Below are 20,207 nucleotides of genomic sequence, written 5' to 3'. Positions count from 1 at the left end.
TGTCTTTTCCTTAGTGAATTAACCACCGAACATAATCGCGGTTAAAATAAAATCCAGTCCTAACACGACTAATGAAGCGTGAACTACCGTACGTGTGGTCGCTTGGCTAATACCTTCCGATGTTGCCGTTGAGTCATAACCGTTAAATAACGCAATCCATACAACAGCAAATGCAAAAATAATACTTTTTACAAAGCCGTTAATTAAATCGCTGGCATCAACCGAATTTTGCATCACCGACCAAAAACTGCCACCGTCAACGCCTTTCCAATCCACACCGACAAGTGAACCGCCCCAAATCCCGATTGCGGTAAAAATCGCGACCAAAATCGGCATTGAAATCACACCTGCCCAAAAACGTGGTGCGATAATTCGTCTTAGCGGATCAACCGCCATCATTTCAAGGCTGGAAAGTTGCTCAGTTGCTTTCATTAAACCAATTTCGGCGGTTAATGCCGAACCGGCTCGACCAGCAAATAATAATGCGGTTACAACCGGACCAAGTTCTCGCAGTAGAGATAAAGAAACTAAGGTTCCTAGACTAGTTTCCGCGACAAAATCAACCAATACAACATAGCCTTGTAGTCCCAGCACCATACCAATAAACAAGCCAGAGAGCATAATAATCAATAAAGATTGTACACCTAGCACATATAACTGCTTAATTAATAACGGTGTATGCTTACGGAACTGCGGTTTCCCGACAAGAGCACCCAGCAACATAAAAGTTGCTCGCCCAAAAGCTCGGATAAATCCGATAACGCTAGAGCCGATACCACTGATAAAATTAATCACTAAACAGCTCCTCCGTATAATCTTTAGCCGGATAATGGAAACGCACCGGACCATCCGCTTTCCCTGCCAAGAATTGAACGACTTGCGGATCTTGACTTGCTCTTAAAGCATCCGGCGTACCTTCCGCAATGACTCTCTTATCCGCTACGATATAAGCATAATCAGCAATACTTAATACTTCCGTTACATCATGTGATACGACGATTGAGGTTAAATTTAATGCCTGATTAAGTTTTTTAATTAATTCAACAATAACCCCCATACTAATCGGGTCTTGTCCGGTAAAGGGTTCATCATACATAATTAATTCTGGATCAAGTGCAATCGCTCGAGCAAGTGCCGCTCGACGAGCCATACCACCGGAGAGTTCTGCCGGCATAAGATCTGCCGCACCGCGTAAGCCGACCGATTCTAATTTCATTAACACTAATTTCCGAATTAATTTTTCAGGTAATTTCGTGTGTTCACGAATAGGGAAAGCAACATTATCGAAGGTAGATAAATCAGTAAATAACGCACCTGATTGAAATAACATACCCATACGTTGGCGAATCGCATATAACCTACTGTTCGAGGCTGTACACACATCTTCACCATCAAATAATATTTCGCCGATTTCCGGTAAAATCTGACCGCCTATTAAACGTAATAATGTCGTTTTACCGATACCGGAAGGCCCCATAATCGCTGTAATTTTCCCTTTCTGCACTCGCAGATTTAAGTTGTCATAAATAACTCTTTCCCCTCGTTTGAAGGTAAGATTTTTTACTTCAACTAAGTATTCATTATCACGCATGAGAAGTTTCTTTATTAAATAGAAAATGGTTGGCAATACTCTATTAACTCAAACTTAAAGTCAAAGGATTTTTAAAATTTGACAAATTTTGCACAATTTAATGATGAATTTAACTCTTATAAATCAATATATCAGCATTATTTTTCCAATTTTCCTTGTTTTCGAATGAACTGCCCCAAAATTATTTGGTCTTAACGAACACGAACAACGAACTTGTTTGTGAGAAATTAACATCACCATGAAAACAAAGGATTTATGATGAATAAAACAATGAAAAAATCAATTTTAGCGTCTTTCGTTCTTGGTCTAGGGATGTTTGCTACACCTAGCATCGTCAATGCAACATTACCCACCGCTGTTGAAGGACAAGCAGTACCGAGTCTTGCACCGATGATCGAAAAAGTGCGTCCGGCAGTGGTCAGCATTGCAGTTGAAGGAAAAACAAAAACAGAAAATACACAATATCGTCGAGATATTCCCGAAGAATTTGAATTTTTCTTCGGCCCTGATATGTTTGGTGAACGAAGCACACCACGTAACTTCCGTGGACAAGGTTCAGGTGCGATTATTAATGCCGAAAAAGGTTATGTGATTACCAATAACCACGTGATCAAAGATGCAGATAAAATTACCATCAAATTAGAAGACGGTCGTGAATTTAAAGCAAAATTAATCGGTGCAGATCCGTTATCCGATGTAGCATTAGTGCAAATGGAAAACCCGAAAGATTTAACCGAATTAAAATTTGCCGATTCGGATAAATTACGTGTCGGCGATTTCAGCGTAGCAATCGGTAACCCATTCGGTTTAGGGCAAACAGTAACTTCAGGCATTATTTCGGCATTAGGACGTTCAACCGGCAGTATTGACGAAGGTTACGAAAGTTATATCCAAACCGATGCGGCAGTAAACCAAGGTAACTCAGGCGGTCCATTAATCAACTTAAACGGTGAATTAATCGGTATTAATACCGCGATTATCTCTCCAAGCGGTGGGAATGCAGGTATTGCATTTGCGATTCCGGCGAATATGGCGAATAATTTAGTACAACAAATTATTCAATACGGCGAAGTTAAACGTGGTATGTTAGGTATTAAAGGCGGTGAACTCAACGCAGATCTCGCTAAAGAATTTAATATCAACGCACAACAAGGTGCATTTATCAGTGAAGTATTGACCGATTCCGTCTGCTGCTAAAGCAGGACTAAAAGCCGGTGATGTGATTACTGAAATCAACGGTCAAAAAATCCGCGACTTCAGCGAATTACGTGCAAAAGTTGCCACTTCAGGCGTAGGCAAAGAGATTGAATTAACCTACTTGCGTGATGGTAAACAAGAAAAAGCTAAAGTGACTTTACAGGCAGAACAAGGTAAAACAGCACAAACCAATGTAAAAGATCTGATTCCGGGGCTAAAAGGTGCAGAATTAACCAACTTTGATAAAGATCGTATCAAAGGGGTTGAAATTGCTAAGGTTGCCAAAGGTTCATTAGCTGAAAATAGAGGATTGGCAGAAGGTGATATTATCGTTGGTGTAAACCGTGTCGCTGTGGAAAATATTAATCAATTACGTGAAGTGTTAGATTCAAAACCTTCTGTCGTTGCATTAAATATTTTACGTGGCAACGCAAACTTCTATTTAATCCTTCAATAAAGTAGAAAGCAAAAAATCCCACCAATGGTGGGATTTTTTATTTCAGAATTTGCGAAACATCCAAATTCGGACATTTAAATTTAAAACCGGCATCCAACAACTTTTTCGGTACAAGCGGTTGATTATCCAATAATAATTGCGAACGTTCCCCAAGTAACAGCTTTAACATAAAACTTGGTACGGCAAAAATCGCATATCGCTTTAAGAAAGTGGCTAATTTCCGATTAAACTCACTATTGGTAATTGGCTTGGGTGCAACTAAGTTAAATGCTCCGCGACATTTTGCATTTTTTAATAAAAATAAGACCGCTTGAATATGATCTTCCAAGCTAATCCAAGCCCAATACTGCTTTCCACTCCCTAATTTACCAGCTAAATTTAAACGATATAAAGGCAACATTTTTGCTAAAGCACCACCATATTCCGCCAAGACTATTCCAGTTCTTAATAGACAAACTCGAGTCTTACTGCTTGCTAATAACGCTTGTTGCTCCCATTGCTCACAAATCATCGCACTAAAATTTGCACCACAAGCGGTCGATTCCGTATAAAAATTTGCAACTGAATCTAAATCGCCATAGAAACCAGTTGCCGATCCGGAGAGAAAAGTGTGTGGCGGATGCTCGCTAGCATTAATCAAACCTGCTAATTCAGCGGTTAATTGAATCCGGCTGTTTAATAAAATTTGTTTTTGCCGTTTGCTCCAAGCCTTATCAAAAATCGGCTCTCCGGCTAAATTAATGACCGCATCGAACTGATTAAAATCACGAAACTCATCTAAATTTTGGCAAAATTTAACCGCTTGCGGAAAGCTAGTTTTAGGTAAAGATTGACGAGTTAAGATCGTCAAGTAATGTCCCTCTGCCAACAATGCTTTTACTAAAGCCTGTCCGATAAAACCGGTGCCACCAGTTAAGAAAATATTCATTAAAAAGATGACTCGAATAATTCGGTAATATTTTGCATCAACTGTACCATTGACGTTTCTTTTGTTGGGGTAATAAAAATCGTATCGTCCCCAGCAATCGTACCTAAAATCCCCTCACTTTTGCCCATTGAATCGAGTAAACGTGCAATCAACTGTCTTGCTCCCGGACTTGTTTTTACCACGATAAGTACATCATTATGATCTATATCTACCACCAAATTTTTAAGCGGACTGGAAGTTGTCGGTACACCTAATTCCACCGGTAATTGATATACCATTTCCATCTTCGTATTACGGGTTCTGACTGCACCGAATTTCGATAGCATTCGGGACACTTTGGATTGGTTGATATTCTCAAAACCTAGCTCTTGTAACGCACTCACAATTTCGCTCTGAGAACCGAATTTCTCCTGTTTTAGCAATGCTTTAAATGTTTCGGATAACTTATCAAGTTTTTCCATATTTGTCCTTTTATGCAATATCTATTCAACTTTAATGCATAATTTTTGCTTACTGATAGGAAAAAATCAATCTAAATCAAACATTAGAAATATTTTTAGAAAAAATTGGTTTATTAAGCATCAATCTTTAGAAATGTTTGGTAAACTTAGCTCAGTTTTATTTTATAACCATTATTGATTAGGAGTTACTTATGAAAGTTGCACTTTTAGGCGCGACCGGTGGTATCGGCCAAACTCTCGCTCTATTATTAAAACTTCGTTTACCGGTAGGTACGGACTTGGCGTTATATGATATTTCGCCGGTCACACCGGGTATTGCGGTGGATATCAGCCATATCCCAACCTCTGTAAATGCAGTTGGTTATTCCGGTGAAGATCCAAGTGAAGCTCTTAAAGATGCGAATCTTGTCATCATTACTGCCGGTGTAGCACGTAAACCGGGTATGACACGTGCGGATTTATTTAATATCAATGCGGATATCGTTAAAAACTTAGTTGAAAAAGTTGCTCAAGTTTGCCCTAAAGCGTGTATCGGTATTGTAACAAATCCGGTAAATACGCTTGTACCGATTGCGGCGGAAGTATTACGTAAAGCTGGTGTTTACGATAAGCGTAAATTATTCGGTGTAACTACATTAGATGTGGTTCGTGCAAAAACATTTACCTCTGAATTAAAAGGTAAAAATGTCGAAACCGTTAAAGTTCCGGTTATCGGTGGTCACTCAGGAACAACAATTCTTCCGTTACTTTCTCAGGCACTTGCTGAAGGTGTTTCACTTTCATTTGCGCAAGAAGAAATCGAAGCATTAACCTATCGTATCCAAAATGCTGGTACTGAAGTGGTTGAAGCAAAAGCCGGTGGCGGATCTGCAACACTTTCAATGGCGGAATCTGGAGCTCGTTTTGCCGTTGCTGTATTCAAAGCATTATTAGGCGAAGATTGCGTTCGTTACGCTTATGTAGAAAGTAAAGAAGGTTCCGACTATCCGGAATTTTTCGCACACCCTGTACGTTTCGGTCTAACTGGTGTGGAAGAAATCTTACCGATTGGTCAATTAAGTGAATATGAGCAAGCTAAATTAGCAGAATTAAAACCGGTGCTTGATGCTGACATCGCACTAGGTAAAAATTTTGTGAATCCATAAGCAAAATCTCTATAAAGATTAATTAAAAGGGTTGAATGTATTATTACATTCAACCCTTTGTTATTTCTATCCTATAGCAATGTCGCTAAACATCATAACAAAGCGGTCATTTTTAGCAAAAAAATTGTAAAATACTTACTAAAAATGACCGCTGAGATGTTATTTAAATTAGCCTAAAATTTTTGCTAATTCCGCACTCACTTCTTCAACCGGTTTTGTACCATCTAAACGTTCATAGCGTGTATTACCTGCTTCAGCTTCCGCAGTGTAGTAAGCAATTAATGGCTTGGTTTGTTTATGATAAATCGCTAAACGCTCTAATACAGTTTCAGGTTTGTCATCTTGGCGAATAATTAAATCTTCGCCGGTTACATCATCTTTACCTTCCACTTTCGGTGGATTATAGACTATGTGATAAGTACGACCTGACGGTTGGTGTACACGACGACCGCTCATACGTTCAACAATCACTTCATCCGCTACATCAAACTCTAACACTAAATCGATTTTTACACCTGAATCTTTTAATGCATCCGCTTGCGGAATTGTACGAGGGAAGCCGTCTAATAAGAAACCGTTTGCACAATCCGGTTGTGCGATACGGTCTTTTACTAACGCCACGGTTAATTCATCCGGTACTAATTTACCTTCATCCATTAACGCTTTCGCTTGTTTACCAAGTTCAGTACCTTCTTTAATTGCCGCACGGAACATATCGCCCGTTGAAATTTGCGGAATACCGAATTTGTTCATAATAAATTGTGCTTGTGTACCTTTACCTGCACCCGGTGCACCTAAAAGAATAATTTTCATAGGAAAAACCTCGTAGAAATGAAAATATAACGAATAAAAAGCTAAGGCAGTAACCTTACCGATTACTGCCTTAAATTGCAAATGTTTTACTCAATTTGACCGCTACTTAGAAGGTATAACTTGCATTTAAGCGGAAGTCACGACCTGCGGACGGTAAACTGGTTGCCCCTGCACGTTGACTATGACTCTTATAGTTTTTATTGAATGCATTATTTACCGCAAAGTTAAGTGTTAAGTTTTTATTCGCATCCCAACTTACATAGAAATCATTGACACCATAACCTGATTGTTTAACAAGATCAGCTGTTGCACTTGAACCACGACTTGGCGTACCAGTTTCTCCTTCAACAAAGCGACCTTTCCAACCGATTTCTAAACTTTGATTTTCAAATTTATAAGAAAGACCTGTTGTCCAAGTACGTCCGGTTGCAACCGCATACACTGTACTATCTAAACTTGCACCATTAAATACCCAAGTTTCAGGTTTGCTATCTGCCACTCCTAAACGGAATGTTAAACCGTTATATTTATACGCCGCACCTAGCTCATAACCTTTGTTACGTAATAAAGCGGAATTAACCAAGGTATTATTTAATACGGCGTGTGCATCTTTTACTTTTTGCCAGAAGTAACTACCATTAACTGATAAGCTATCATTGAAATCATAGTTGAAGCCAATCTCAGTATTACGTGCTTTTTCTGCTTTTAAGTCATCCGCAACACTACGAGCGGTACTACCACTTAATGCTACTTCGTAGAAACGTGGACTACGTGTCGCATAGTTTAAGTTTGTATTTAAACTTAAACCTTGAGCCACTTCCCAAATTAAACCGACGCTTGGATTAAATGCACCGTCACTGACTTTTTTACCGTCATTGGCTTTAAAATCAAAATGCTCATAACGTAAACCGGTTGTCATGGTTACTGGACCAAAGCCCCAAATGCCTTCTACATAAGCGCCAACATCTTCTTTCTCTTGGCGATTGGTTACACCTGTCGCTTCTAATCTTCTTGTTCTACGGTTTTCAGCAAAGGCTTCTAATGAATTTGGTTTACCTTCTTGATGGCGATAATTCACACCATATTTTACAAAATGATCACTACCGATTTCAGAATCAAAATTGATATTTGCCCCTTTGGTAACCACTTTTGTTTTTGAATTCGTATCGGTTTCTTCACGTGAGTTTTCTAATAAGTAAGCATTTGCTTTTACTTCATTAATAAAACCTAGATTTTTACCGGTATACTCAAGATTTGTCGTATTTTGAGTCGTAATACGGTAACGAGGGTCATTATTTGCATCATTTGCAACTAAAGCACCATTTTTATCAAGCAAGTAACGGGTCGGACGCCCGCTACGATCCGTACCTGCGGTGCGCACCTAATTTATAGCCGGCAAGACGTTGTTCAGGCGTTAAACTCGCTGTTGTAGTCCAATCCTGAGAGAAATCAAATTCTTCACGTAATGCACGTTCACCGTGATAACGCTCTTGGCGATGGCTTAATACTACACGATGATCTTCGTTAATATCAAAACCGAATTTAGCTAATAGACCACGCTGACCTAATGCACTGTTTTTAACCGTATCACTCCCTTCTTTGTTGGAGTAGCCTTTACCACCTTTATAATTTTCAGCTGTTTCCCAGTTACCGCTTAATAACGCATCAAATGCTCCGGATTTACCGTAAACACTTGCACCTTGCGAATGACCTTTATTGCTACTTACACCAGCATTTAATTTAAAACCGAAATCTTGTCCTTCCCTTAATAAATCCTTCGCATCAACAGTTGTCGCTTCAATCGATCCACTGGTCGCACCGATACCGGCACTTGCAGATCCCGCACCTTTACGCACGTCAATGCGTTTGATAAGTGATGGATCTAACATAAAACGGCTTTGATGGTGGAATATCTGTGCATCAGAGTAAGTATTATCCACTTTAATATCAATTTGGTCTTGCCCCATACCACGAATCGTTGTCCATTGCGAAGTACCACCTGTACCACCACCAAAATTGATTGCCGGCTCAGCACTTAACACACCACGTAAATCTTCTTTTGTGCCCTTATTTAAATCTTTTAAAGTCACTACATTAGTTTTACTTTTTGCACCGGCATTTTCTGACACAACAGAAATAACATCTAAATTTACTGTATTTTCTTGAGCATAAGCCACAGATGTTGTTGCAAGAAATACTGCCATAGAGAGTTTTGATGGAGAGAATCGCATTTAACCGCCTTATTAATTTTGAGAATTAATCGTATTTGTAATAAAGTTCTGTAAATATACTTAAATGTATAATGCGAGTCAATCTCATTTTCGAATAAATTTATAACTAAAATATATAAAAAAACCCCTTCTGTTTGGCAACAAAAGGGGTTCAATATATTGTTATCTGATTTTTATATCGCTTTCATAAACTATTCGTTACTTCTCTCGCCACGGTGCTACCTTAATCAGCATCAACATCCCCGGAATCGCAATAAAGAAACAAAGCCAAAAAAACTGATAATAACCGAAGGCTTCAACTAAATGTCCAGTATAAGCCCCTAAGAATTTACTTGGCAACGCCGCAAGGCTGGTAAAAATTGCCAATTGCATTGCGGTATACATCGGATTGGTCTCTCGTGCCATAAAAGCAACAAAGGCCGCCGTACCTAAGCCGACACCGAGGTATTCACCCGCCATTACCATACCTAATTTAAAGAGTTCTGCTGAACCGATAGAAGCAGTTGGAAAATACTCAAAACTTGCAAGATAAGCAAAACCGAGAATAGTCACTAACTGCACCGAGCCAAAAATCCATAACGCACGATTTACCCCTAGTTTCAGCATTGCTATTCCGCCGATAATCCCACCTCCGATACTACACCAAAGCGAAGTTGTTTTAACCACCGCCGCAATATGCGATTTAGTAAAGCCCATATCTAAAATAAATTTGGTTTGTAACGAAGTCGCCAGCGAATCACCTAATTTATATAAGAAAATAAATAGGATAAGTCCTACTGCACCCCATACGCCTTTTCGGCTGAAAAATTCCTTAAACGGATCAACAAACGCCATATAAAACGGTTTACTACGGTCAATCGGTTTACTTTGTGGCTCGCTAGCCAATAAAGTCACCAATAGACAAGGCAACATAAATGCGGAGGTAATCAAAAATACCGTTTGCCAAGGATAATGATCCGCCAAGAAAAGCGACAAACCGCCCGGTATTAATCCGGCGATACGATAAGCATTCACGTGAATCGAGTTACCTAAGCCCAATTCATTGTCTGATAAGATTTCTCGGCGGTAAGCATCTACCACAATATCCTGCGTAGCAGATAAAAAGGCTAAAATTACCGAAAGCACGGTAATCATACCAATATCCGCTACTGGATCAAAAAAGCCGAAGCCGGCTAGAATTGCCAATAAGCCTAATTGAGCAAGAAAAATCCAGTCGCGGCGACGACCCAAAAACGGAGGGAAATAGCGATCCAATAAGGCCGCCCATAAAAATTTCCACGTATAAGGAAGCGAGGTCAAAGTAAAAGCGACAATGGTTTTAATATCGAGATTTGCCGAAGTAAACCAAGCTGGCATTAATTGAATCAATACAAATAAAGGCAAGCCGGAACAAAAACCGGTATAAATACAAAGCAACATATTTTTAGTAAAAATTTGTCGCCACACTGAAGCTTGAACTGAAGAATGAGAAGCGGTCATTTTTTCCTGTTATTTTACAAAATAAAACCACGGACAACACTAAGTATTCTTAGGTAAATCCGTGGTTAAAATTAATTAGCCTTTATAACCGTTCGGGTTATTTTTTTGCCAATTCCAAGTGTCTTTCATCATTTGTTCTAAACCACGTTCGGTTTTCCAACCTAATTCTTTTAACGCTTTAGAGGGTTCAGAATAGCAAACCGCAATATCGCCCGGACGGCGATCAACTAATTTATAAGGTACTTTAATTTCATTTGCCGTTTCAAATGCTTTTACCATATCCAACACCGAATAGCCTGTTCCAGTACCTAAATTATACACGTGGAAACCGGCATCGCCTTGGTGTTTATCTAACGCTTTTAAATGTCCAATAGCTAAATCCACCACATGGATATAATCGCGTACACCAGTACCATCGTGTGTTTCATAATCGCTACCGAATACTGAAAGTTCTTTTAATTTACCAACTGCAACTTGGCTAATATAAGGCAATAAGTTATTTGGGATACCGTTCGGATCTTCACCGATTAAACCACTTTCATGCGCACCGACCGGATTGAAATAACGTAACACTACCGCACTTAATTGTGGGAACGCTTTTACTGTATCTTCCAATACTCGCTCAACCATATATTTTGATGTGCCGTATGGATTTGTCGTGCCACCAACCGGACAAGATTCTACGATCGGAATAATTTGCGGATCTCCGTAAACTGTTGCAGATGAACTGAATACAATCGTATTCACACCTGCCGCTAACATTTCTTCGACTAAAACGATAGAACCCGTTACATTATTTTGATAGTAACGTAGTGGCTCACGCACACTTTCACCTACCGCTTTTAAACCTGCAAAATGAATCACTGATTCAATTTTATTTTCTGCAAAAACTTTACGCAGAATATCACGGTCTAAAATATCGCCTTGATAAAAAGTTACCGTTTTTCCTGTGATCTGTTTTACACGTTCCAAAGAAACTTCGCTGGAATTAGATAAATTATCTAACACGACAATTTCACGATTTGCATTTAATAATTCAACGAGCGTATGCGAACCAATATAACCCGCACCACCAGTTACTAAAATAGCCATATTTGTAATATCCTCTTAGAAATTCGATCGCCTGTATTTTACGCTTTTTTGCCTACAAACGATAAGTTAATTTTCGCCGGTTAGAGCGATAAATTCTTGTTCAGTTAATATTTTTACACCGAGTTCTTGAGCTTTTGCCAATTTTGAACCGGCTTTTTCGCCGGCAATTAAATAATCCGTTTTACTCGACACCGAACCGGATACCTTGCAACCAAAACTTTGTAGCAATGCTTTTGCTTGATCTCGAGTGAGCTGAGTCAGCGTACCAGTTAACACCACATTTTTACCTTTTAGTGGATTATCCGCAATTTCGACTTGCACCACATCTTGCCAATGTACGCCTTGTACAATTAAGTCCTCAACGACAGCCACATTGTGCGGTTCTTGCCAAAAACGTACGATTCGATTGGCGACCACTTCACCGACATCCTGTACCGCTTGTAATTGCTCAAAAGTTGCCGCACGAATCGCCTCTAAATTATGGAAATGATTCGCTAAGTTTTGTGCCGTGGCTTCGCCAACATCACGGATCCCTAATGCAAATAAGAAACGAGCTAAGGTGGTATTTTTCGCCTTTTCGATACTGTTCAACGCATTTTGTGCTGACTTCTCGCCCATTCGTTCCAAACGCATTAAAGTGGTGTGATCGAGTTTAAACAGATCCGCTGGTGTATGCACCAGTTCACGTTCCATTAATTGTTCGATCAATTTCTCGCCGACACCATCAATATCCATCGCTTTACGCGAAACAAAATGCTTTAACGCCTCTTTACGCTGTGCCGCACAGAATAAACCGCCGGTACAGCGAGCAACCGCTTCTCCTTCCACACGCACCACCGAAGATTCACAGACCGGACAAGCGGTCGGAAATTCGATTTTTCTTGCATTTTCAGGACGGCGATCCATCACCACCCCGACAATTTGCGGAATCACATCACCGGCACGGCGAATAATCACCGTATCGCCGATGACAATGCCTAAACGCTCAATTTCATCGCCGTTGTGTAAAGTGGCATTACTCACCGTCACTCCGGCAACAAATACTGGTTCTAATTTTGCTACCGGCGTAATCGCCCCGGTTCTGCCCACCTGAAATTCCACATCATTCAGCACCGTCATTTCTTCTTGTGCAGGGAATTTATAAGCAATCGCCCAACGTGGCGAACGAGAAATAAAGCCGAGTCGCTCTTGTAAGCCAATCTCATTCACCTTTAACACTGTGCCATCAATGTCATAGCCGAGTGTCGGGCGCTTCGCTTGAATATCTGCATAAAACGCAAGTAATTGCTCTCGTCCTTTTGCTAAACGAATTTCATTATTGACCGGAACACCAATAGATTTCAGCCATTGTAAACGCTCAAAATGGGTTGTGGGTAATTCATCATCCGATTCATACACACCGATTCCATAAGCATTTAACACGAGCGGACGCTGACGGGTAATTTTCGGATCTAACTGACGTAATGAACCTGCCGCATTACGTGGGTTAGCAAAGGTTTTCTCACCTTTTTCCAACGCACGTTCGTTCAGTTCTTCAAAGCCTTTTTGCGGAATAAACACCTCGCCACGCACTTCTAAGCGTGCTGGCGGATTGTCCATATTCAGTTTTAACGGGATATTACGAATAGTACGAATATTTGAGGTAATATCTTCGCCAGTAGTACCGTCGCCACGGGTTGCCGCTCGGCTTAACGCACCGTCTACATACAAAATACTGACCGCCAAACCGTCTAATTTTGGCTCACAACAGAAAGAAAGTGAGTTAGGATCTTCTGTAATATAGCTTTCCATACGGCGTAAAAAGCCGTCTAGGTCTTCATCAGAAAAGGCATTATCTAACGATAACATTGGAATTTCGTGTGTCACTTGTGCAAAGCCGTCCAATGGTTTCGCACCGACACGTTGGGTCGGTGAATCGGCAGTAATCCATTCCGGATGTTGCCATTCCAGATTTTTTAATTCGTTCATTAAACGGTCATATTCCACGTCCGGCACTAACGGATTGTCCAATACGTGATAATGATATTCGTATTCTCTTAATTTTTGACGAAGTGTTTCTAGGTGTGCAAAAGCCGTGTTCGCTTGAGCTTGCATTTGTGATAATAAAGGCATTGGCAAAATTCTCTATAAAAAAGACCGCTTAACAAGCGGTCGTTTATGCTAAAAGTTCTGCAAATTAGCTTACTCTAGCTAAATAGGCTTGGCGTGAGTTCTCATCAAAAATTTCTCGATGTTCATTTAACACGAAACCACCAAGTGCTTGTGCGAGATTCTCTGTCGTTTTGAGTAATAATTTGAGGTTCACCGCATCATTACCTTCTGACGGTAAGTGCATAAATAACACTAAACCGACAGTTGAGAACTGCTCAATTTTGGTTAAATCAAATACACCCGGTTGCATCATATTCGCGACACTAAAAATAACTGGAGAAGTATGGTTACCTAAATGTTGATGACGGTGGAAAATTTGATATTCGCCATATTGGAAGCCTAAGGCTTCAAGGCTTTGCACAACATAATCACCACGGAATTGCTGACCTTCCGGAGCGACCACATAAAGCATAATCATATTATTTTCTGCAATGTTTTTTTGTTCTTTTATTGGCTCTGCTTGCATTGAGTTTTTTGCCAATCCAACTCTCACTGATTCATCCGCATAAATATCTACCTCGCCACGATCAGCTTGACGCTCTAATTCTTCAACGGATTGTTCTAATATCGAACCGCTCTGAGCTACCGGTGTCGGCTGTGCGGTAAATGCCGGTTCTACACGTTGTTGCGGATAAGATTGCACTTGCGTTTGATACTGCATTTGTGGTGCAGATTGTAACGGTTGACCATTATAAACCGGCGTATTTTGTGGAGTAGATGTATGTTGATAAACCGCGACTTCTTGCCCCGGTAAATTAATTTTGATCTCACGTAATGAGCTTTCCACTTCTTGCTGAATCTGAACCGGATTTTCTGCTTCAAACTCTTGATGTTGCCCTACTTCTTGGGAATAAGACTGAGCGTTAAGTGACGATGGCACATCGGATACCACATTATTGATAGGCGTTGAAGGTGGACGAGTTGAAAACGTATTTGAAAAAATACGTGATTTTTCACGACGTGCCGACCATAAGCTAAAACCAATTAATACCGCAATAAGTAACGCACTAAAATAAAGAAAAGAATATGAAGCTCCATTTGAGGTCCTCTCTTATTTGAAATAATCTATAAAATTTAATTTCACTATTTGCGAAAATAATGTGCGTAGCTTAACATATTTCTTTCCGGATTTTTAACAAATTAAGGATAGAATCTATATGTCATCTGCATTTAACGAACCACAAAGCGATTTAGGCTTAGGGTTTCATTACTTTATTTATGGCTGGCGACTGATGTTACAGCGTGAGTTATTACCGTTTATCCTCATTCCGATTGCTATCAACAGTGTATTGATGATCGCATTACTTTGGTTTTTTATCGGTAATATTGTCGGTTGGGCGGATTGGATCGTCAGCTTTATGCCGGCATGGTTAGATTGGTTAACCATTATTTTAGTGCCATTGGCGGTACTCTCGTTAATTATGCTGTTTTATTTTACGTTTACGACCATTACCAACTTTATTGCCGCACCGTTTAATGCGTTACTTGCGGAAAAAGTCGAATTACAACTCACCGGCGAACAGCTTAACAGTATGACCGCCACGGAAATGCTAAAAGATGTTCCTCGTATGTTAAAACGCGAATGGCAAAAAATGGCGTACAGTATTCCTCGTTTTATCGCATTATTTTTATTAAGTTTTGTACCTGTTGTTGGACAAACGGTTGTGCCGATTTTAACCTTTGTTTTCGGTGCTTGGTTATTAGCGATTCAATATTGTGACTATCCGTTTGATAACCATAAAATCAGTTTTAAACGTATGCGTAACGCTCTTGGACAACGCAAGATTTTAAATTTCACATTTGGCACATTTGTAAGCATTTTTACCGCTTTACCTTTTGTGAATTTAGTGGTGATGCCGGTTGCCGTCTGCGGTGCAACCGCAATGTGGGTCGAAGAATACCGTAACTTTATGTTAGGACGAACCAACGATTTTGACGGAGCTGACTACACCAGTAAAACCGGTACAGAATTGAGTACCGAAACACGTTCGGGAGCGGTAAATCCGAATGTGCGTAATAGTGATATAAAGCCTCACTAAATATTTTCAATTCAGATAGATAGCAAAAAAGCGGGTAAATTTTGATCTATCCTCAAAAATTTACCCGCTTTTTCTGTATTAATTAAACACTATACATCATAAGTCGTTGAAGCAGTATTACCGCCACGACCTGTCCAGTTAGTGTGGAAGAACTCGCCACGTGGTTTGTCAGTACGTTCATAAGTGTGCGCACCGAAGTAGTCACGTTGTGCTTGCAGTAAGTTTGCCGGCACACGCTCTGAAGTATAACCGTCTAAGAAGGTGATCGCTGACGCCATACATGGCATTGGGATACCCACTTCAATCGATTTTGCTACCACTTTACGCCAGTCTGCCATTGCATTTTCTAAAATGCCTTTGAAGTAATCGTCTGAACCTAAGAATACTAAGTCCGGATTCGCTTCATACGCATCACGAATGTTACCCAAGAAACGGCTACGGATGATACAGCCTTCACGCCATAACAATGCGGTTGCACCGTAGTTGATATCCCAACCAAAGTTTTCTGACGCTTCACGAATGAGCATAAAGCCTTGTGCGTAAGAAATAATTTTTGAAGCAAGTAATGCTTTACGAACCGCTTCGATCCATACTTTTTTATCTCCTTCAACTGGTGTAATAGTTTTGTTGAAAAGTTTTGATGCGACAACACGTTGATCTTTAAATGAAGATACGCAACGAGCAAATACTGATTCAGTGATTAAGGTTAATGGAATACCGAAATCTAACGCATTAATACCGGTCCATTTACCTGTACCTTTTTGACCTGCAGTATCTAAGATTTTCTCAACTAATGGCGTACCGTCTTCGTCTTTGTAGCCTAAGATATCGGTGGTGATGTCGATTAAGTAGCTGTCTAATTCGGTTTTCTTCCACTCTTGGAAAATTGCTTGCATTTCATCATAGCTTAAACCTAAACCGTCTTTTAAGAATTGGTAAGCTTCGCAAATTAATTGCATATCGCCGTATTCAATACCGTTGTGAACCATTTTCACAAAATGGCCAGCACCTTCTTTACCAACCCAATCACAGCAAGGCTCGCCTTTGTCAGTTTTCGCTGAAATCGCTTGTAAAATCGGTTTAACATGTTCCCACGCTTCAATGTTACCGCCCGGCATAATTGAAGGCCCGTGACGCGCACCTTCTTCACCGCCTGAAACACCGGTACCGATAAAACGAATACCTTTTTCTGCCAATGCGGCAGTACGACGGTTAGTATCCGGATAGTTTGAGTTGCCACCATCAATAATGATGTCACCTTCTTCTAAATGCGGAAGAAGCGCTTCAATAAATTGATCGACAACGTCACCGGCACGCACCATTAACATCACTTTACGCGGTTTTTCTAATTTTGCCGCTAAATCTTCTAACGAATAAGCACCGATAATATTCGTACCTTTCGCGACCCCTTCCAAGAACTCATCCACTTTTGAAGTAGTACGGTTATACGCCACTACTTTAAAGCCGTTGTCGTTCATATTTAAAATTAAGTTTTGACCCATTACCGCTAAACCGATAACTCCGATATCGCCTTTTACTGACATTGTTTTCTCCTGTTGGTTTTGATTCGTTACAAGCGGTCGAATTTGTAAAATTTTTTGCAAAATTGACCGCTTATTTAATTAATTTTTCCATAGCTGAAAATAATGTTTTTGTTACTTTCATATTATCTTCATCTATTGCACGTTCTTTGGCAAACCATTCAATAACGTCATTTTCTTCTGAATGTCCATAAAAAAGAGTTGCAAATTTCTCTAACATTTCGCAACCAGCACCTCTAGTTCTTGATGTACCAAAGATAAAATCACATTGTTTATGATGTAATTCATACAAATTATGGCTAATTTCCCATTCACTATCACCTGAAGAGTAGAAACCAATACGCATATTTTCGTATTGGAATACTGCTATAAAATCAATATTGTTGCTGTGACGAGAAAAATACACTAGTTTATCCAAGTACTTTGCATTTATTTTTTCCAGTAGTTTATTAAATGTGGTTGTTTTTCCTTTATTGCCTGCACCGTATAAAATAAAAAGTTTTTTCATAATCGCCCCTAGTTTTTACATTTACTCAATCTGTTAAAAATGCGGTAAATCTTACAGCACTTCAACTAAAATTCTGCTCAAAAATCATTTTCTGCTGTTCAATCTCCCGTACCAGTTCTTCTTCGCTTGGCAAATATGCCATATATTTGCTGGTGAAAAGTTGGGCGTTGTCATTTAGCACCGAGTATTTTGCCACTACGCTGTCGGTTTCGGTGCAGAGCAATAAACCGATTGTCGGATTATCGTCCGCTCGTTTTTGCAAATCATCATACATTCGCACATACATATCCAACTGTCCGATGTCTTGATGTTTGAGCTTTTCGGTTTTGAGTTCCACAATCACAAAGCATTTTAGAATGTAATTATAAAACACTAAATCAATAAAGAAATCGGAAGTTTCCGTGCGAATATGTTGCTGACGAGCAACAAAAGCAAAACCTTTACCAAGCTCCAACATAAATTGTTGTAAATTATCAATCAGGGCTTTTTCCAGTTCCGCTTCACTATAAGCTAAGTGAGTCGGCAGATTGAGAAATTCTAATACGGTCGGCGATTTAATAAAATCACTCGCTTGTAACTTTTGTGTTTTTTGTTGCATTTCTGCTTGCACAAGTTCTTTGTCTTGGCTTGCAAGCAAACGCTCATAATAAAGTGTAGAAATATTGCGATCTAAAGTTCGTACCGACCAATGATTTTCTGCCGCTTCAGTTAAATAATAAAGACGTGCTTTATCATTTGATACTTTTAAACAACGCTGAAAATGCGACCAGCTTAATTGTGCGAACGCCGTTCGCAGTTTTGGGTAATCAGGAAAAAGCAAATAAAATTGACGAATTTCCCATAACGTACGCTTGCTAAAACCCTTTCCAAATTCAGCAGTTAGCTCAGCCGAAAGCGTTTTAATAATTTCTTTACCATACTCCGCTCTATCTGAGCCATTCTGTTCTTCCAATACAATTCGCTCACCGATTTTCCAGTAGGCTTCCTACCATAGCGGAATTTACCGCCACATAGGCTTGCTGACGAGCAGAATGTAGAATCTGTTTAACTTCGTTAAGATAAGATGTTGTTAGATTATTTTTCATACGTTCTCCTTTTAAAAAACAACATTCTTATACACGCAAGCGGTCGAATTTGCAAAAAAATTACAAATTCGACCGCTTTTGATTGTGTTTGGGAAATAACTTTCTACTTCCGTTCTAAGCAAATTTAATATGCTCTACAATCAAATTTTATTTTCACGCTTGAAGGCTAACGCAAGGGTAGATAACAACATTACAGTTGCTACAGCAATGTATAAATCTTGTTTCGCCAAGCCGCCGTCGAGCAACATTCCCGCCACTGTCGGTGCAAGAATCGAACCAGCACGCCCTGCACCAATCGCCCAGCCCACACCGGTATTACGGATATCCGCATCATAAGTTGCCGGATTGATGGTGTACAAACCACTGATACAACCGTTCACTAACGCACCGACAACAACTCCCATTGCCATCGCCACACCGAGCGCTGAAGACGAAAGAATAAACACCACTATCGCAATTGCTGATAACACGGTAAATAGCATTAATACCGTTCTTGCCTGCCAACGGCTGGCAATTAAACCGTAGATTAATGAACCGCCGGCACCACCAATCGAAATGGCCATGCCCACGTTGATACTATCTTCTACCGTCATTCCCGCTTCTTTGAGCAATGCAGGGGTCCACGAGCTAATAAAGTAGAAGCTGAACATAATAGCAAAGAATGAAAGCCATAAAAGTAAGGTCGAACGGCGATATTTGTCATTAAACAGTTGTGAAATCGGTAGCTTAGTTTTTACCGCTTCTACCTTTGCCGGTAAATCCCAATCGCCGTTAAACCCAATTTTTGCCGCAATTTTATTTAAACGTGCTTTCGCATTTGCCGGTTGCTTGGTGGTTAAAAAGTCGATCGACTCCGGTAACCAAATAAATAGCACCACCCATACCACAGTCGTCATCGTTGCACCGGCAAAATACACTGCGTGCCAGCTATAAGCCGCTTGTAATTCTTTTGCCATCATACCGCCGATCATCGCACCAATACCGAAACCCATGCCGCATAAACGCTGATCGCAAAACTACGCCATTTTTTTGAAGAATATTCGCTAGTAATCACGTTAGTACCAACTAAAATACCGCCAACCCCTAAACCGGTAATGACACGTGAAAAACCAAGTACAAATGGCGTGCTCGCTAAACCTGAAATCAACAAACCAATCGCCGATAATGCCACTGAAAGTAACAATAACGGACGGCGACCGAATTTATCGGCAAGTGGCGCAAGGAAAAGCGAACCAATCGTCATACCTGCTAAACCGGCACTGACTAACACACCAAATTCGGTTTTAGATAAACCGAACTCTTTAGAAATATTAGTTGCGGTAAAAGCAATCGCTAATACATCAAAGCCGTCTAAAAAGTTCATCACGGCGACCATAATCACAATTGCCCATTGATACACGCCCATACGTCCGTGATCAATCGCAAACCTTAAATTATTTGTATTTTGTAATGTTTGAATCGTCATAGGTATTCCTTATTAAAGATTTTC

15 protein-coding genes and 3 pseudogenes are annotated in these 20,207 nt (G+C 40.0%); 3 read left to right on the top strand and 15 right to left on the bottom strand.

Annotated elements, in window-relative coordinates; translation table 11 throughout:
* Nucleotides 1-18: 18 nt before the first annotated feature.
* Complete coding sequence (mlaE, locus tag NYR89_RS00285) at nt 19-849, bottom strand: lipid asymmetry maintenance ABC transporter permease subunit MlaE (RefSeq protein WP_279445860.1); 831 nt, start codon at nt 847-849, stop codon at nt 19-21.
* Complete coding sequence (gene mlaF, locus NYR89_RS00280; protein WP_279445859.1) at nt 788-1,591, bottom strand: phospholipid ABC transporter ATP-binding protein MlaF; 804 nt, start codon at nt 1,589-1,591, stop codon at nt 788-790. Before mlaF ends, mlaE begins: the two co-directional genes overlap by 62 nt.
* Nucleotides 1,592-1,849: 258 nt before the next feature.
* On the opposite strand from mlaF, the pseudogene NYR89_RS00275 reads away from it, so the two are divergent.
* Nucleotides 1,850-3,245, top strand: a pseudogene (locus NYR89_RS00275) (DegQ family serine endoprotease).
* Between the two features lie 37 nt (nt 3,246-3,282).
* Here the strand turns inward: NYR89_RS00275 and NYR89_RS00270 are convergent.
* Both NYR89_RS00270 and argR read right to left on the bottom strand, forming a co-directional pair.
* Nucleotides 3,283-4,173, bottom strand: coding sequence for a TIGR01777 family oxidoreductase (locus tag NYR89_RS00270; RefSeq protein WP_279445858.1), 891 nt, complete (start codon nt 4,171-4,173; stop codon nt 3,283-3,285).
* Complete coding sequence (gene argR / locus NYR89_RS00265; protein WP_279445857.1) at nt 4,173-4,634, bottom strand: transcriptional regulator ArgR; 462 nt, start codon at nt 4,632-4,634, stop codon at nt 4,173-4,175. The genes NYR89_RS00270 and argR overlap by 1 nt, the downstream gene beginning before the upstream one ends.
* Before the next feature lie 191 nt (nt 4,635-4,825).
* Here argR and mdh point away from each other — a divergent pair, with 191 nt between their 5' ends.
* Nucleotides 4,826-5,779, top strand: a complete 954-nt coding sequence (gene mdh / locus NYR89_RS00260) for a malate dehydrogenase (protein ID WP_279445856.1) — start codon at nt 4,826-4,828, stop codon at nt 5,777-5,779.
* Nucleotides 5,780-5,947: 168 nt separating this feature from the next.
* Here mdh and adk read toward each other — a convergent pair whose 3' ends face one another.
* From adk to zipA, 6 genes and pseudogenes are all read right to left on the bottom strand, one after another.
* Nucleotides 5,948-6,592, bottom strand: a complete 645-nt coding sequence (gene adk, locus NYR89_RS00255; RefSeq protein ID WP_279445855.1) for an adenylate kinase — start codon at nt 6,590-6,592, stop codon at nt 5,948-5,950.
* Between the two features lie 106 nt (nt 6,593-6,698).
* A pseudogene (locus NYR89_RS00250) lies at nt 6,699-8,823 on the bottom strand (TonB-dependent receptor domain-containing protein).
* Nucleotides 8,824-9,021: 198 nt separating this feature from the next.
* A complete protein-coding gene (locus NYR89_RS00245) occupies nt 9,022-10,302 on the bottom strand; it encodes an AmpG family muropeptide MFS transporter (RefSeq protein WP_279445854.1) in 1,281 nt (426 codons plus the stop codon).
* Between the two features lie 75 nt (nt 10,303-10,377).
* Nucleotides 10,378-11,394 carry a UDP-glucose 4-epimerase GalE gene (galE, locus tag NYR89_RS00240; protein WP_279445853.1) on the bottom strand — a complete coding sequence of 339 codons (1,017 nt, stop codon included), beginning with the start codon at nt 11,392-11,394 and terminating at the stop codon, nt 10,378-10,380.
* Between the two features lie 66 nt (nt 11,395-11,460).
* Entirely contained in the window at nt 11,461-13,506 is a 2,046-nt protein-coding gene (gene ligA, locus NYR89_RS00235; RefSeq protein ID WP_279445852.1) for an NAD-dependent DNA ligase LigA, read from the bottom strand.
* Nucleotides 13,507-13,570: 64 nt separating this feature from the next.
* On the bottom strand, nt 13,571-14,530 hold the full coding sequence (gene zipA, locus NYR89_RS00230) for a cell division protein ZipA (RefSeq protein ID WP_423848470.1): 960 nt from the start codon (nt 14,528-14,530) through the stop codon (nt 13,571-13,573).
* A gap of 172 nt (nt 14,531-14,702) precedes the next feature.
* On the opposite strand from zipA, the gene cysZ reads away from it, so the two are divergent.
* Nucleotides 14,703-15,584 carry a sulfate transporter CysZ gene (cysZ, locus tag NYR89_RS00225; RefSeq protein ID WP_279445851.1) on the top strand — a complete coding sequence of 294 codons (882 nt, stop codon included), beginning with the start codon at nt 14,703-14,705 and terminating at the stop codon, nt 15,582-15,584.
* 89 nt (nt 15,585-15,673) lie between these two features.
* Here the strand turns inward: cysZ and gnd are convergent, their stop codons facing one another.
* The 5 genes and pseudogenes from gnd to NYR89_RS00200 all read right to left on the bottom strand — a co-directional run bounded on the left by gnd (nt 15,674) and on the right by NYR89_RS00200 (nt 20,183).
* Nucleotides 15,674-17,128 carry a decarboxylating NADP(+)-dependent phosphogluconate dehydrogenase gene (gnd, locus tag NYR89_RS00220; RefSeq protein WP_279446678.1) on the bottom strand — a complete coding sequence of 485 codons (1,455 nt, stop codon included), beginning with the start codon at nt 17,126-17,128 and terminating at the stop codon, nt 15,674-15,676.
* Nucleotides 17,129-17,198: 70 nt separating this feature from the next.
* Nucleotides 17,199-17,633, bottom strand: a complete 435-nt coding sequence (locus tag NYR89_RS00215) for a hypothetical protein (protein ID WP_279445850.1) — start codon at nt 17,631-17,633, stop codon at nt 17,199-17,201.
* Between the two features lie 61 nt (nt 17,634-17,694).
* On the bottom strand, nt 17,695-18,585 hold the full coding sequence (locus tag NYR89_RS00210; RefSeq protein WP_279445849.1) for a PDDEXK nuclease domain-containing protein: 891 nt from the start codon (nt 18,583-18,585) through the stop codon (nt 17,695-17,697).
* 10 nt (nt 18,586-18,595) lie between these two features.
* Nucleotides 18,596-18,718 (bottom strand): hypothetical protein, encoded by a 123-nt coding sequence (locus NYR89_RS00205; RefSeq protein ID WP_279445848.1) that lies wholly within the window; start codon nt 18,716-18,718, stop codon nt 18,596-18,598.
* 140 nt (nt 18,719-18,858) lie between these two features.
* A pseudogene (locus NYR89_RS00200) lies at nt 18,859-20,183 on the bottom strand (MFS transporter).
* Nucleotides 20,184-20,207: the final 24 nt, after the last annotated feature.

The sequence above is a fragment of the Actinobacillus arthritidis genome (assembly GCF_029774155.1).
GTDB lineage: Bacteria > Pseudomonadota > Gammaproteobacteria > Enterobacterales > Pasteurellaceae > Actinobacillus > Actinobacillus arthritidis.
Note: the sequence above shows the minus strand (reverse complement) of the source record. Positions and strands in the feature narration are given on the sequence as shown.

Excerpts from the sequence above, each read along its gene's own strand:
- mdh (WP_279445856.1), top strand. The coding sequence starts at position 4,826 with ATGAAAGTTGCACTTTTAGGCGCGACCGGTGGTATCGGCCAAACTCTC.
- galE (WP_279445853.1), bottom strand. The coding sequence starts at position 11,394 with ATGGCTATTTTAGTAACTGGTGGTGCGGGTTATATTGGTTCGCATACG.
- NYR89_RS00245 (WP_279445854.1), bottom strand. The coding sequence starts at position 10,302 with ATGACCGCTTCTCATTCTTCAGTTCAAGCTTCAGTGTGGCGACAAATT.
- mlaF (WP_279445859.1), bottom strand. The coding sequence starts at position 1,591 with ATGCGTGATAATGAATACTTAGTTGAAGTAAAAAATCTTACCTTCAAA.
- mlaE (WP_279445860.1), bottom strand. The coding sequence starts at position 849 with ATGGTCCGGTGCGTTTCCATTATCCGGCTAAAGATTATACGGAGGAGC.
- adk (WP_279445855.1), bottom strand. The coding sequence starts at position 6,592 with ATGAAAATTATTCTTTTAGGTGCACCGGGTGCAGGTAAAGGTACACAA.
- NYR89_RS00270 (WP_279445858.1), bottom strand. The coding sequence starts at position 4,173 with ATGAATATTTTCTTAACTGGTGGCACCGGTTTTATCGGACAGGCTTTA.
- ligA (WP_279445852.1), bottom strand. The coding sequence starts at position 13,506 with ATGCCTTTATTATCACAAATGCAAGCTCAAGCGAACACGGCTTTTGCA.
- cysZ (WP_279445851.1), top strand. The coding sequence starts at position 14,703 with ATGTCATCTGCATTTAACGAACCACAAAGCGATTTAGGCTTAGGGTTT.
- NYR89_RS00215 (WP_279445850.1), bottom strand. The coding sequence starts at position 17,633 with ATGAAAAAACTTTTTATTTTATACGGTGCAGGCAATAAAGGAAAAACA.
- NYR89_RS00205 (WP_279445848.1), bottom strand. The coding sequence starts at position 18,718 with ATGAAAAATAATCTAACAACATCTTATCTTAACGAAGTTAAACAGATT.
- argR (WP_279445857.1), bottom strand. The coding sequence starts at position 4,634 with ATGGAAAAACTTGATAAGTTATCCGAAACATTTAAAGCATTGCTAAAA.
- gnd (WP_279446678.1), bottom strand. The coding sequence starts at position 17,128 with ATGTCAGTAAAAGGCGATATCGGAGTTATCGGTTTAGCGGTAATGGGT.